The sequence below is a fragment of the Pseudoalteromonas rubra genome (genome assembly GCF_000967655.1).
In the GTDB taxonomy this organism is placed as follows: domain Bacteria; phylum Pseudomonadota; class Gammaproteobacteria; order Enterobacterales; family Alteromonadaceae; genus Pseudoalteromonas; species Pseudoalteromonas rubra_A.
Window position 1 is genome coordinate 1 of sequence record NZ_JXYA01000013.1, and the last position, 13,676, is coordinate 13,676.

Annotated in this window: 11 protein-coding genes; 5 read left to right on the top strand and 6 right to left on the bottom strand. The window is 48.1% G+C overall.

The window, feature by feature from the left end:
• Positions 1-153: 153 nt before the first annotated feature.
• Entirely contained in the window at positions 154-2,088 is a 1,935-nt protein-coding gene (gene ftsH, locus TW77_RS06735) for an ATP-dependent zinc metalloprotease FtsH (protein WP_046004212.1), read from the bottom strand.
• Between the two features lie 68 nt (positions 2,089-2,156).
• Entirely contained in the window at positions 2,157-2,786 is a 630-nt protein-coding gene (gene rlmE / locus TW77_RS06740) for a 23S rRNA (uridine(2552)-2'-O)-methyltransferase RlmE (protein WP_046004213.1), read from the bottom strand.
• A gap of 83 nt (positions 2,787-2,869) precedes the next feature.
• Here rlmE and yhbY point away from each other — a divergent pair, with 83 nt between their 5' ends.
• On the top strand, positions 2,870-3,166 hold the full coding sequence (yhbY, locus tag TW77_RS06745) for a ribosome assembly RNA-binding protein YhbY (RefSeq protein WP_046004214.1): 297 nt from the start codon (positions 2,870-2,872) through the stop codon (positions 3,164-3,166).
• Positions 3,167-3,180: 14 nt separating this feature from the next.
• On the opposite strand, the gene TW77_RS06750 is transcribed toward yhbY, so the two are convergent.
• Positions 3,181-4,341 carry a serine hydrolase domain-containing protein gene (locus TW77_RS06750; RefSeq protein ID WP_046004215.1) on the bottom strand — a complete coding sequence of 387 codons (1,161 nt, stop codon included), beginning with the start codon at positions 4,339-4,341 and terminating at the stop codon, positions 3,181-3,183.
• Positions 4,342-4,521: 180 nt separating this feature from the next.
• Here TW77_RS06750 and TW77_RS06755 point away from each other — a divergent pair, with 180 nt between their 5' ends.
• From TW77_RS06755 to TW77_RS06770, 4 genes are all read left to right on the top strand, one after another.
• Positions 4,522-5,328, top strand: coding sequence for a hypothetical protein (locus tag TW77_RS06755; RefSeq protein WP_046004216.1), 807 nt, complete (start codon positions 4,522-4,524; stop codon positions 5,326-5,328).
• A gap of 145 nt (positions 5,329-5,473) precedes the next feature.
• Positions 5,474-6,181, top strand: a complete 708-nt coding sequence (locus TW77_RS06760) for a response regulator transcription factor (RefSeq protein WP_046004217.1) — start codon at positions 5,474-5,476, stop codon at positions 6,179-6,181.
• A gap of 96 nt (positions 6,182-6,277) precedes the next feature.
• Complete coding sequence (locus tag TW77_RS06765) at positions 6,278-7,588, top strand: sensor histidine kinase (protein ID WP_046004218.1); 1,311 nt, start codon at positions 6,278-6,280, stop codon at positions 7,586-7,588.
• A gap of 188 nt (positions 7,589-7,776) precedes the next feature.
• Positions 7,777-9,123 (top strand): sodium-dependent transporter, encoded by a 1,347-nt coding sequence (locus tag TW77_RS06770; protein WP_046004219.1) that lies wholly within the window; start codon positions 7,777-7,779, stop codon positions 9,121-9,123.
• A 130-nt stretch (positions 9,124-9,253) separates the two neighbouring features.
• On the opposite strand, the gene pgl is transcribed toward TW77_RS06770, so the two are convergent.
• The 3 genes from pgl to pgi all read right to left on the bottom strand — a co-directional run bounded on the left by pgl (position 9,254) and on the right by pgi (position 13,553).
• Positions 9,254-9,964 (bottom strand): 6-phosphogluconolactonase, encoded by a 711-nt coding sequence (gene pgl / locus TW77_RS06775; protein WP_046004220.1) that lies wholly within the window; start codon positions 9,962-9,964, stop codon positions 9,254-9,256.
• The gene (zwf, locus tag TW77_RS06780; RefSeq protein ID WP_046004221.1) at positions 9,964-11,436 is read right to left on the bottom strand and encodes a glucose-6-phosphate dehydrogenase; all 1,473 of its coding nucleotides are present in this window, start codon (positions 11,434-11,436) and stop codon (positions 9,964-9,966) included. Before zwf ends, pgl begins: the two co-directional genes overlap by 1 nt.
• 476 nt (positions 11,437-11,912) lie before the next feature.
• Positions 11,913-13,553 carry a glucose-6-phosphate isomerase gene (gene pgi, locus TW77_RS06785; protein WP_046004222.1) on the bottom strand — a complete coding sequence of 547 codons (1,641 nt, stop codon included), beginning with the start codon at positions 13,551-13,553 and terminating at the stop codon, positions 11,913-11,915.
• Between the last annotated feature and the right edge of the window lie 123 nt (positions 13,554-13,676).

Here is a 13,676-nt window from a genome sequence, read left to right on the forward strand (position 1 = left end):
ATAGAACACTTAATTAAGCAAATTCGCTATCGTGCAACTGAGCACGAAGCGGCGTGAGATACTCATGCCCAATATGTGAGCAGGTATGGGGCTTAGCCTATAAAAAAACCCCGGCTAAAGCCGGGGTTTTCATTGATTCAATTTTAGCTTAAATCACAGCTTGTCATCAAGCTCAGATCCTGACACCGATGTATTGTCGCTTTTTTCAGCGTCGCTACTAGTGCCAGCAGAAGCGCCCGTATTACCACTGTCTGTTGGCTTACGGTCATGGGCATCTCTGGGTGGACGAACTTCTTTTCTTTCCATCAAGTCGTCAATCTGGCCCGCATCGATTGTTTCGTACTTCATCAATGCGTCCTTCATTGCATGCAGAATGTCCATGTTGTCTTTCAGAATTTGCTCCGCTCTGTTGTAGTTGCGAGATACAAAGTCTTTAATTTCAGCGTCAATTAGTTTAGCTGTTTCATCAGACACACCTGCCATGCGTGATGAACCACCACCCATGAACATTTCACCTTGCTCTTCCATGTACATCTGAGGACCCAATTTAGGGCTTAAGCCCCATTGCGTGACCATCTTACGCGCAATGTCGGTAGCCCGTTCAATGTCATTACTGGCTCCCGTCGTTACTTTGTCATCACCATAGATAATGGCTTCCGCGATACGACCACCATACAAGCTCGATAGCATTGACTCCAGGTGCTCTTTAGAGTGGCTTACCCTGTCTTGCTCCGGCAGGTACATAGTGACACCCAAGGCTCGACCACGTGGAATAATAGACACTTTGTACACCGGATCATGTTCTGGGACCAAACGACCTACGATGGCGTGACCCGCTTCATGGTAGGCAGTCATTTCTTTTTCTTTCTCAGACATAACCATAGACTTGCGCTCGGCGCCCATCATGATTTTGTCTTTCGCAGCATCAAACTCAGCCATGCTGACTTTACGCTTATTACCGCGAGCCGCAAATAGCGCAGCCTCGTTAACCAGGTTTGCCAGATCGGCACCCGAGAAGCCAGGCGTACCACGTGCAATCACAGATGCCTCAACATTTTCGTCAAGCGGTACTTTACGCATGTGAACGTTCAGGATTTGCTCACGACCACGGACATCAGGTAAGCCAACCACAACCTGACGGTCAAAACGACCGGGGCGAAGCAATGCCGGGTCAAGTACGTCCGGACGGTTTGTCGCAGCAATAACTATGATACCTTCGTTACCTTCAAAGCCATCCATTTCAACCAGCATTTGGTTCAGCGTTTGCTCACGCTCATCGTGACCGCCACCCATGCCAGCACCACGTTTACGACCTACCGCATCGATTTCGTCAATAAAGATGATACATGGTGCGGCTTTCTTAGCCTGGTCGAACATGTCTCGCACACGCGAAGCACCCACACCAACAAACATTTCTACGAAGTCAGAACCGGAAATGGTAAAGAATGGCACTTTCGCCTCGCCAGCCACTGCTTTAGCCAGTAAGGTTTTACCCGTACCCGGAGGACCTACCATTAACACGCCTTTAGGAATGTTACCGCCCAGCTTCTGGAACTTAGATGGGTCACGCAGGAAGTCGACCAATTCGGTAACGTCTTCTTTTGCTTCATCACAGCCTGCGACGTCGGCGAACGTCGTTTTAACCTGATCTTCGCCCATCAGACGCGCCTTACTCTTACCAAATGACATCGCGCCTTTGCCACCACCGCCTTGCATCTGACGCATGAAGAAAATCCATACACCGATTAGCAACAGCATCGGGAACCAGGAAATAAAAATGTTAGCCAGGAAAGATTGCTCTTCTGGCGCAACCCCTTTTACGTTTACATCGTTTTTAAGTAAATCGTTGATCAGGTCATCATCGTACAATGGCATAATGGTTTGGAAGCGCTCACCATTGTTTTTGATCCCTGTAATTGTGCCAGCTGTCCGGTCGATGTTGACATCGCGGACAACACCGCTACGCACTTCGTTCACAAACTGAGTGTAACTAGTCTGGCGATCTGCTTGTTCGCCACCATTGAAGCTCTGAAACACGGTCATTAGCACGACTGCTATCACCAACCAGAGTATTAAGTTCTTCGCCATATCGCTCAAGGGGTTAACCTCTTGTATCTAAAATAATTCAAATTCGTCTTAAAAGCGTTTCAACTGTACTACAGTTTGTAGCCCGTCGCCACTATATATACTTCACGGGATCGAGGACGAGACGCTTTTGGCTTGCGGATCTTAACCACTTTAAAAGCATTACGCACGTCCTGCACAAACTGATCAAAGCCTTCACCCTGAAATACCTTCACAGCAAAAGCACCGTTAGGTTTGAGTACCTGGTGACACATATCAAATGCCAGCTCAACCAGATACATGCTTCCCGCCTGGTCAATCACAGTGTTGCCACTCATATTGGGTGCCATGTCCGAACATACCACATCGATATTTTTACCGCCAATTCTGTCTAACAAGGCATTAAGCACGGCTTCTTCACGGAAGTCACCTTGCAAAAATGCCACGCCTGGCAGTGAGTCCATAGGTAAGATGTCGCAGGCAATCACCTCACCCTTATCACCAACTTGCTCAGCCAAATACTGAGACCAGCTCCCCGGTGCTGCACCTAAATCAACAACATGCATGCCCGGTTTGAACAACTTATCTTTCTGTTGTATCTCTTCCAGTTTGAAAACGGCACGAGAGCGATAGCCCCGTTTTTGTGCCTCATGAACATACGGATCTTCAACATGTTCTTTTAACCAGCGCTTAGAGCTCGCTGAGTGCTTTTTATTTGCCATATTAACTGCAACTCATTAGTAATATTCTTTAGATGGCGTTAGAATAGCGGTAATTCAAGCCTTAATTAGTAAATTGTATCAATATGACATTATCAAATAAACAGAAGCAGTACCTAAAAGGGTTAGCACATGACCTAAAACCCGTTGTTTTGCTCGGTGGCAACGGGCTAACAGAAGGAGTTCTGTTAGAGATTGAGCAATGTTTAGACATCCACGAGCTCATCAAAGTAAAAGTACCGACCAATGATCGCGAAACCAAGCAACTGATCTTCGACGCCATCGCGCGTGAAACAGGTGCTCACAAAGTTCAGGCGATTGGCCACATCGTCGTTTTGTATCGCCAAAGCGAAGATAAAAAAATCCAGCTGCCTCGCCAATAGCACAGGCTGGCTGTCTAAGTATCAGATTGTGCTTTGGCAGCCCTGCTAAATTCAATGGCCTGACGAATAAACTCGGTACTCAGGCCGTTGATAACGCCACTTTCAGCGTTCAGCAGCAAACTAAAGCCAATTCCTAACTCCGGCAATACCGCAATATCCGTTCTGTATCCCTGAACCCAGCCACTGTGGTAATACATGAGTTCACCAGAAAAGCTATAAATACGCCAGCCCAAGCCGTAATGCGCCTGCTCTACATAATTACGCCATACCCTTCTGCGGAGTTCTCGCTTAGTGCGGGTATAAGGACGAGACTGAATGGTTAACGCGTCCAGCGATAATACCGATGGATAAATCCCCAGTTGTGCCTTAAGCCATTGGCTCATATCTGCGGCGCTGGCGTTCACACCCGCAGCAGGGGCAACTTTATAATAATGCGGTTTGAGCTTTGCGGTGTGCCAGCGTTTAGTACCACGCACATGGGGCGCGGCAAAATTATCATCGCGGGTCATGTGTGTATGCCCTAAGCCTGCATCTTTCATCCCTAACGGAGCAAAGAAAAAGTGTTCAAGCCAGGCTTCATAACTCAGCTGTGTGGTTTGCGCTATCACATCGCCAATCAGGCTAAACATGACGTTTTGATAACCATAACAAATCCCGGGCCGGCAAATATGCTCTACGTCGACCAGTCGTGGATAAATTTTGTCATACGTCATCCGAGACTCAATCAGATTGTCATAGGCATTAGGCACCAGACCACTGGAGTGGCTGAGTAAGTGATATAATTTTGCCTTGCCGTAGGCACTTTCACTGAAAATAGGCAAATGCTGAGCAACGGTATCTTCCAGGTTGAGTATCCCTTGCGCTGCCAACTTAGCGGTGAGTGAACCGGCAAAGGTTTTAGACACCGAGGCCAGGCGAAAACGGGTATTGGCTGTGACCTGGCGCCCTTTTCTTACTTTGGTTTTCCCCAACCCGGCAATATGATCGCCATGCTGGCGGTGCACAATGCTCAAAGCAGCGCCCGGTATCGATTTTTCTTTTAGTTTTTGTTTGAGTTGCTTAGAATATGCGTTCACAAATTGCTCCCAGCGCTGCTGCTCGCTGCCTGGGTCAGCCTGAACGACGCAAGTCGTCAGTGCGAAAGCAAGAATAATAAGGTGATGCAGTGACTTCATAATGATCCGATTCATTAACACGCTGCACATAATATCATGAAGTTTGGTACTGCTCACGCAGACAATCCAGGCTGAACACAGAAACTTTTCTGTCTCACCCTTTGGAGCGTACCAAAGAATTTGTCGTGTTTTAATGCAGCTAAGTGCTGATCTATAAAACTAAATTTAGAGGTATAAGTCATGCGCTGTTTGCTTTCAATTATTGCCTTGGCCGGACTGACAGGGTGTATTGCAACACCGCCAATGGCGCCCAAACTGGACGTGCCGAAAAAGCCGCTATTAACCAAGTCGGTTTATCAAATATCATACAGTACCGAACTCGAGTCTGCCCGGATCAAATCCGTGCAGCTGCCCGCTCACCCAGTCAAAAGTGGCAATACGGTGTACATAGATACCAGTAAAGTGAGCATGACGGATACTTTGCGTAAGCAGATTATCCAATTGTTAAAAGACAAAGGTTTGACCGTGGTCGCACAAAAAAGCAGCGACTACCACCTGGTGGTTCAACAACTGGACCTGTCATTTGGTAAAGACAAGGTCTATGTGTTAAATAAGCCCGAAGATCCGCACCCCTATATAGCGCAGCTCGCTCAGACCATTCCAAGCAAACAATGCAGTAATATCATTGCATCGTTAAGTATGCGACTGACGCATAAATCATCATCCGATGTGATATGGTTTGCCAAATCGTCCATCAACAGTGCCGGGTATCAGGGTATTCCACTACAATACACATTTACAGAAACTGAAAAAGTGGCCAATGAGCACGCCGTCATTTCCTATATCGTTGAGCAAAATCAGGAAGAAGCGCGTCGTGCCCGATATAACCAAAGCGTGAAAATCCCGCCTTATCAGGTAGAGTCGCAAATATCTCCTCTGGTCAAAACAGCGGGAGCTTGTAACAAAACAGAGGTGAGCGCACTAACCAGCGATATGATGCATTATCTCAGCAAGGGTCTGATAGAAAAACTTAATGTCTTGCTTTAACTGAGGTTATTAAACAAGAACACACACTTAATTACACTTTTTACGTGATTCGTACTTATAATTGCAGTCAAGAACATAATTCAAGCAAAATAATGAACGTCTTGGCCGGCAGCATGCAAGGCAAGCGCAATAAAGGAGAAGTCAAATGGAGCAATACGGCACAATTTTGTTGGTTGAAGATGACGAGTCACTCGCTCAGTGGGTTGCCGATTACCTGAACAATCAGGGCTACACCACAGAGTGTTGTTATCGCGGTGACCAGGTTGTCGGTATGGTCAAGCAACATGAGCCAGATCTGGTGTTGCTGGATATCATGTTGCCCGGGCAAGATGGCATCAGTGTGTGTCGCGAGTTGCGCCAGTTTTATAGCAAGCCCATCATAATGCTGACAGCAAAAGACGAAGAGATGGACGAAGTCATTGGACTCGAAGTCGGTGCCAGTGATTATGTCATTAAACCTGTCCGGCCACGTGCTTTGCTGGCGCGGATCAAGGCTAATATGCGTGTTTCTCAAGATAATGAATCAAATTCAGATGCCAATGCGCTGATGCTCAATGTCGGGAATCTACGCATTGATACGCAGGCACGCAAAGTCATCGTGGCAGAGCAGGAAGTCAATGTCTCCAGCGCCGAGTACCTGTTGCTGCACTTCCTGGCCAGTAACGCTGGCGAGGTTGTGTCTCGGGATGCGGTATTTAAAGCGACGAAAGGCCGTGAATACGATGGCCTGGATCGCAGCGTCGATGTGCTTATCTCGGCATTGCGTAAAAAGTTTGGCGATGACCCTCAGAACCCGGAAAAGATCAAAACAATCTGGGGAAAAGGCTATCTACTTGTGCCTTCGGCCTGGTAAGCCACATTGCTACCTGATGGCCCGCTCACAATGGTGCGGGCCTAAGCCTCTCTTCTCCCCTGCCTGATGCAACGGTACTTATCTTTGGAGTAATGGATGAGAAAGCTCTATCTTTACCTGCTCGCAAGTGCGCTGATCTCAATTGTGGTGCTAGGCTGGTTACTTGACACCCTAAGCCAGCAAGCTGAGCCCGCAGAAGACGCCTTTGCCTGGCAGGCCAAGCTACTGTATGGCGTTACCAACCAAAGTGCCTCCATACCTGAGACACTGCGGGCGGCCTATATGGAGCAAGTGAGTAAAGATTTTGACCTGCCCATTACCTACAGCTCCGGGGACTCTCTGGCATTACCTGTGGAGCTCAAAAACCAAATGATGCAGCCAGAGGGCTTACTGCTTGAGGATGATATAGGCTATTACCTGCTTAAATCAGCCCCGTCACTGGCACCAGACTACCTTGAACTGAGGCTTGAAAAGCCCCCCGAGCAATATGATTCCGATGTGTTTTTGACACTGGCATTTTATGCCGGCATTTGCACCTTCATGTGGGTTATCCTGGCACCGCTTGCTAAACGGCTTACCGTGCTGGTGAGTGTCGCTAAACAGTTTGCCAGTGGTAATTTAAGTGCCCGTATCGAAGTAAATCACTTCACCTATATTAAAGATCTGGAACTGACCTTTAACCGCATGGCCAACCAGATAGAAAAGCTGCTAGCTGAGAACAAACTCATGGCGTCGAGCCTGTCTCACGACATTCGCACCCCGGTTGCCTGTTTACGGTTTGGTTTTGATGCCGCGTTTGAGGAAGATGACATCGAGCAGGTCCACGCTCTGATGCATCGTATGGAGAAAGATCTTGATCAGATGGAAAATATGCTGGCCAGTTATTTAGCCTTTGCCACCCTTGAACAAAAATCACACCTGCTCAAGTTCGCCCCGACAGAGCTGGACGGCTATATTCGCAATGTCGTTGAGCAGATGGCCCCTAAATTGACCAACAAACAAATCAATGCCAGCGTCTCTGTCCCTGCACACTTGCAAATGGATGCCGATCCGCACTGGCTGGCCAGAGCCATCTCTAATTTACTGAGCAATGCCTGCGATTTTGCTGATAAACAAATCATCGTCAGCGCCCAGCAATTGGATCATCAGATTGAAATACGTGTAGAAGATGATGGGCCTGGTATTGAGGAAGAAAACTGGGCTAAGGTATTCGATCCTTTTTTCCAGGAGCAGGGACATCGAAACCGGGCCGGTAAGAGCTATGGCCTCGGCCTGGCCATTGTTGCAAAAGTGGTCGACTGGCACCATGGCCGGGCCAGAGTTAGCAGATCCGACCTGCTTGGCGGCGCCAAATTCACCTTGACGTTTCCCTGTAAAGCACCAAGAAATACTGTCAAGGCTGACTGACAAGCGTTAGATTTGTGCTATAAATCAGCTAGATACTAACGAATGGCGAGCACAGCACTGGATTTTTCGGATTACGCTTAGAATTTGCGCAAAAACTTGTGTTAGATCAAAGCAATTTAGGCCTTTTTATTTCCTTTTAATTACAGTAGATTGTTGCCGCCGTCTTTAAAAATGAGAAGTATAAGAATATGAGCAGTGTGCGCGGAGAGTTCAGCTCTCGCTTCGGATTCATAATGGCAGCAGCGGGCTCAGCTGTTGGCCTGGGAAACATTTGGGGTTTCCCAACTCAAACCGCCAGTAACGGCGGTGCCGCTTTTGTATTGATGTATTTGATCCTGGCGTTTTGTCTGGCTTATCCCGCATTGATGGCTGAGCTGGTGATTGGTCGCCATGGTCAGGCAAACGCGGTGTCTTCACTACAAAAACTGGGCAACAACCCGGTGCAAAAGAAATTTGCATTTTTCGTCGGGTTTGGTGGCATTATCTGTGCCGGACTGATCTTAAGCTTTTATGCCATCGTGGCAGGCTGGATGCTCAGCGCCACTCTGGAGCCGGTCGCAACAACAGTAGGCGCAGCTGGTGCTGCACAGTGGCTGTCAGAGCAGTCTCTGGTAAGAGATCTCAGCTTTACGCTCATCTTCGTGGCTCTGACTATCTCTATCATCAGTAAAGGCGTCGAAAATGGCATAGAAAAATGGTCCAAACGCCTGATGCCTGCGCTGCTGGTCATTTTATTTTCGTTGATTGCTTATGTGCTGACTCAGGAAGGGGCAACGACGGGTTTAAAAGCCTATCTGGTGCCTGATTTTTCTTCGCTGCTAGACCCGGGTTTGCTGGTCAGTGCGCTCGGTCAGGCATTTTTCTCGTTGTCGCTGGGTACCAGTGTCATGATCATTTATGGTTCTTACATCAGTAAGCAGGAAAACCTTGTTTCTCTGGGGGCATACGTCACGCTGATTGATGTGTTTATTGCCTTTGTTGCGGGCCTGCTGATCATTCCTGCTATGTATGTGGCACAGGCTCAGGGCGTCGAAATTTTCTCATCAAGCGGCCAGCTGCTGTCTGAAGACACGTTAGTATTCCAGGTATTACCAGCCTTGTTTGAAGGCATGGGCGGTGTGGGTGTCTTTGTTGGCTTTGCTTTCTTTGCCCTGATGAGCATTGCAGCGCTCACCAGCTCTATTTCGATGCTTGAAGCCCCGGTATCTTATGCTGTCGAAAAATTTGCACTGGCCAGAACGCAGGCAACCTGGATCATTGGCGGTATCATCGCAACCGTAAGCGTGACAATCATTCTGAACTTCTCAGCTCTGTTTGGCCTGGTTGTGCAGCTGACCACGCAATTCGGTCAACCCCTGCTTGGCATGCTGTGCTGTATTTTCGTTGGCTGGATCTGGCACCGTAAGAAGTTACTGAGCGAAATTCAGGAAGGCCACCCGGAAGTCGCGTCATCTGTTTTCTGGCGGATCTGGCCCTGGTATATCCGCTTTGTCTGTCCGCTGGCCATTGCGCTGGTATTTATCAATTCCCTGTAATTAATAGAAAAAGAGAGGCAACACAGCCTCTCTTTTCAATTTTAAAACACACGCTCGAGTTTCCGAATTCAATCCATTAAAAAAGCACGCCGAAGCGTGCTTTTTGTCTGTTGTAATTCTGTTTGGCTAATTAAGGGCACCAAAACACGCTAAGCGTTAGCTCAGGGTGATTTAACACCGCGCGCAACGGAATGTCGAGCTCAGAGCCTGGTTGCTTGGCTTCTTCGTATACCGCGCGTTTTGCCTCGCCGCTGATCAAGAGTACGGCATGCTTAGTATTAGCAATACCAGCCAGCGTCAAGCTCATGCGCTCTGTAATACTGCCCGTGACTTCACTTTGCTTTGCATTGATGGCACACACCAGCTCAGACGTTTGCAGTGCCTGCTCCAGCCCTTGTGCATGCGGGAACAATGACGCAGTGTGCCCGTCCGGGCCCATGCCAAGGATAGTGATATCAAACGGAGCTTTTAATGCCGCATAGGCGCTTTCGCATTCATCCTGACCTGCTTGCGCCGTGGCTGCGGCGTTTTTCATGGTCACGAACTCAGCACCACTTGCTTCGTTTTGTAACAGTGTCGAGTTGATGAAAGCTTCATTAGACTTTTCATGCTCGGCGTCAACCCAACGCTCATCAACCATAGCCACAGTGACCTTATCCCAGGCCAAAGGCAGGTTTGACAAGTGTCGGTATGCAGGTGCCGGCGACGAACCACCCGATACCAGCATAGTCGCACGGCCATCGGTGGTAATCGCATCGCTCAACGTGCTGCTCAAAAGCTCAGCCAGCTGTGCGGTCATTGCGTCTTTACTGTCAAAAAACTGTTCGTTCAGCTGTGCCATTATGCTTTCTCTCCCACGTTAAACCAGGCATGATTATTCTCTTCCAGCAGCTCATCAGCGGCCTCAGGGCCCCATGAGCCGGCACGATAAAGCGAAGGGGTGCCTTTTTCTTGCCAGCGCGCGATAATGGGGTCAATCCACTGCCAGGCTTCTCTTACTTCATCACGATGAATGAATAACGCCGGATTATTTGCCGCGGCATCCAGCATCAGGCGCTTGTAGGCATCTGAATGAAAACCTTTACTGTATTGCTGACTCAGCTCGATATTCAGCGTCACAGGTTCCAGTTGCATCTCCAGATTATCCAGGCGCTTAGACATCAGTGTTAGCTGGATACTTTCTTCCGGCTGCAAACGGATCTCAAGGCGGTTAGGCTGAATTGGGCCCACACTTGGACCATATACATTGTGAGAAACCGGCTTATATTCAACCACAATTTCCGCACAGCGCTTTTTCATGCGCTTGCCCGTTCTCAGGTAAAAAGGTACACCAGCCCAACGCCAGTTATCGATATGCGCACGGATAGCCACAAAGGTTTCTGTGGTGCTGGACCCTTCGCCTAGCTCTTCCAGATAACCCGGGACCAGCTTGCCGTTCAGGTCGCCCGGCACGTACTGACCACGCACCACGTTATCGTCAACATCTTCGCCAACCAAAGGACGCAGCGCTTCTAGTACCTTGAGCTTTTCAGCACGAATGCTGTTCGCATTCAGCTTTGACGGAGACTCCATCGCCACCAGGCATAAAAGCTGCAATAAGTGGTTCTGTACCATGTCGCGCAGAGCGCCGGCTTTATCATAAAACCCAGCTCGGCTCTCAAGACCCACCGTCTCAGAGATACTGATCTGGATATTGTCGATTGATTTGGCATCCCAGAGGTTTTCAAACAAGGCGTTAGCAAAACGCAGTGCCATCAAATTCTGTACGGTTTCTTTACCTAAGTAGTGGTCGATACGGAAGATCTGGTTCTCATCGAAGAACTGGGCAATCTTACCGTTAATTTCTTCTGCCGATTTGCCACAATAGCCAATCGGCTTTTCTACCACCACGCGGGAGTTGTCTGTGATCAGTCCCTTTTGTGACAACAGCTCACAACAGGTACCGTAAACCGCAGGCGGCAAAGATAAATAGAATACACGCGATTTGTCTTCGCCGTCAGCATCGAGAATGTCTTTCAGAGCGTCCCAGTTGTCATCGGCCTCGGTCACGTTAACGACCACAGGCACTAAAAACTGGGCAAAAGCCTGCCAATCTTTAGCGTTATACTCTCCCTCACTAAGGTGAGACTGGAGTGCCTGCTCAGCCGTGGCAAGGTATTGTTCTTTTTGTTCTTCTGCACGGACAGTTGGAAGTACGCGTGAGCCTTCAGGTAAATTACCTTCTTGATACGCACGATACATTGCAGGTAACAACTTTCGTAACGCTAAGTCGCCGCCCCCACCAAAAATTACGATATCAAAAGGATTAAGCATAATTATGTCTCACAAGGTTAGGCGCGTAGCACCAAAGTGCCTCACACGCTCGTTAGTTAAAACCGTTTTCCAGTCTGTTCAGACTAGCAAACTCTGCTTTCTTGCTGGATTTGAATTCGTATGCACAGCACATGGAGCCAGTCAGGAAACCATGGGGCTGTGCCGCAGTGAGGTCGGGGGTGGTAACGGGTAACCCGTTTGAACCATGTATGCACTTCGTCGTGACGACTACGTCATACATCCCCAATAAGAGTCTGCTCCGTCACTGCTCGTTGGCTGTTAAAGCCAGTTTACCCGCCTGCCACTTACCGGTTGTGACAAGGCCAATAAATTTGAAAAAATGAGCCTTAGGGGCACTGTAATTCCTCTCACAAAAATACAGGCCCTAAGCACTCCAGCGCTACCCGTTCAAAGGTATTCTTTTCTCTTGTGCCCAAATTAATTCAGGCACACCACACGCAAATCACTTGTGGTTGTTATCTGTTTTGTTTGTAGTACGCAATCAGCCCGGCTGTGGAGCTGTCATGTGGGTGTGTTACCCCATCCTGAGTCAATTCTGCTTCAATGGCGCTTGCCAGGCCTTTACCCAGTTCAACACCCCACTGATCAAATGAGCAAACCTCAAGTATAATGCCCTGACAAAATATTTTATGCTCATACAATGCGATAAGACGCCCAACCGCTTTAGCATCTACTTCATCCAAAATCATGGATGTAGTAGGTCGGTTTCCTTCATGGATCTTATGCGGCAACAGGCGTTCAATTTCTGCTTCTGATTTACCTTTTGCACTCAAGTCAGCGCGTACTTGTTGCTCATTTACACCGGCCATCAGGGCTTCTGTTTGAGCAAAAAAGTTAGACAGCAAAATATCATGGTGTTTGGCCACGTCGCGCTGCGGTTTCAGTGACGCAATAAAGTCAGCTGGGACGATTACATTCCCCTGATGCAGACACTGATAAAAAGCATGCTGACCATTAATACCCGTCATGCCCCAGATCAGCGGCACAGTCGTGTAAGGCACGGTTTGTCCGGCAAAGGTCACGTGTTTGCCGTTACTTTCCATTTCACCCTGCTGTAAATAAGCAGGCAGCATGTGCAGTGCCTGATCATAAGGCAAAATAGCCTGAGACTGGTAGCCAAGGAAACTGGTGTTCCAGACGCTCAGTAACGCCATGATCAGCGGAATATTCTGATCAAAAGACGCATTTTTAAAATGTTCATCAACTTCGTAAGCCCCTTCTAAGATGGCCTCGAACTTGTCATAACCTAAATATAAGGCAATGGGTAAGCCAATCGCGCTCCATAATGAGAAGCGTCCACCTACCCAATCCCACATGGTGAATACGTTTTCGTCGCTAATACCGAAAGCACGTGTTTTCTCAAGGTTGGTGCTCACAGCAACAAAGTGCTTAGCAATTTCAGCTTCATTTTGTGCAGCGTTCAGGAACCAGGTAACCGCAGAGCGCGCATTGGTCATGGTTTCTGACGTCGTAAAGGTTTTTGACGAAATCACAAACAAGGTGGTTTCAGGGCAAACTTTATCTAACACCTGAGCCAGCTGAACACCGTCAACATTAGAAACATAATGTACGTTAAGGGTATCGTCAGCATAAGCGCTCAGCGCTTCAGTCACCATCTGAGGACCCAGGTTTGAACCGCCAACGCCGATTGCAACCACGTCTTTAACTGCTTTGCCCGTGTAGCCCAACCAGTCGCCACTGCGCACTTTGTGGCTGAACACCTTCATTTTTTCAAGTTCGCTATTCACCTGATCCATGACGTTTTCGCCATCGACATAGATTGGTGTGTTACCACGATTGCGCAGTGCAACGTGCAATACGGCACGGTCTTCAGTGATATTGATCTTTTCACCGGCAAACAACTTGTCACGCCACTGGGCCAGATCACATTCTTCAGCTAGCTTAACCAACTGTGTAAAGGTATCTGTATCAATAAGTTGCTTAGAGAAGTCAAACAACAAGCCCGGGATCTGACGAGAGAACTGTTCAAATCTCGTCACATCTTGCTCAAACAATGATTTAAGATGTTGTGTCTTCAGTTGTTCTGATGCTGTTGTTAAAGCCTGCCAACTCGGTAGTTGTGTACGGCAACTCATATAAATTCCCCTAGTGACGATGCGTTTTCAAAACAATAAAAATTGTAATTATCACAAGTGTTAGACGGTGTAATGCGTTAAACATAAGTTAAAATGACAACGCTGTCAAATAGCTAATATTCA

What these genes read in the sequence shown, in the direction of transcription:
- TW77_RS06770 (WP_046004219.1), top strand. Translation starts at nt 7,777, where the DNA reads ATGAGCAGTGTGCGCGGAGAGTTCAGCTCTCGCTTCGGATTCATAATG.
- zwf (WP_046004221.1), bottom strand. Translation starts at nt 11,436, where the DNA reads ATGCTTAATCCTTTTGATATCGTAATTTTTGGTGGGGGCGGCGACTTA.
- ftsH (WP_046004212.1), bottom strand. Translation starts at nt 2,088, where the DNA reads ATGGCGAAGAACTTAATACTCTGGTTGGTGATAGCAGTCGTGCTAATG.
- TW77_RS06755 (WP_046004216.1), top strand. Translation starts at nt 4,522, where the DNA reads ATGCGCTGTTTGCTTTCAATTATTGCCTTGGCCGGACTGACAGGGTGT.
- TW77_RS06750 (WP_046004215.1), bottom strand. Translation starts at nt 4,341, where the DNA reads ATGAAGTCACTGCATCACCTTATTATTCTTGCTTTCGCACTGACGACT.
- pgl (WP_046004220.1), bottom strand. Translation starts at nt 9,964, where the DNA reads ATGGCACAGCTGAACGAACAGTTTTTTGACAGTAAAGACGCAATGACC.
- rlmE (WP_046004213.1), bottom strand. Translation starts at nt 2,786, where the DNA reads ATGGCAAATAAAAAGCACTCAGCGAGCTCTAAGCGCTGGTTAAAAGAA.
- yhbY (WP_046004214.1), top strand. Translation starts at nt 2,870, where the DNA reads ATGACATTATCAAATAAACAGAAGCAGTACCTAAAAGGGTTAGCACAT.
- pgi (WP_046004222.1), bottom strand. Translation starts at nt 13,553, where the DNA reads ATGAGTTGCCGTACACAACTACCGAGTTGGCAGGCTTTAACAACAGCA.
- TW77_RS06765 (WP_046004218.1), top strand. Translation starts at nt 6,278, where the DNA reads ATGAGAAAGCTCTATCTTTACCTGCTCGCAAGTGCGCTGATCTCAATT.
- TW77_RS06760 (WP_046004217.1), top strand. Translation starts at nt 5,474, where the DNA reads ATGGAGCAATACGGCACAATTTTGTTGGTTGAAGATGACGAGTCACTC.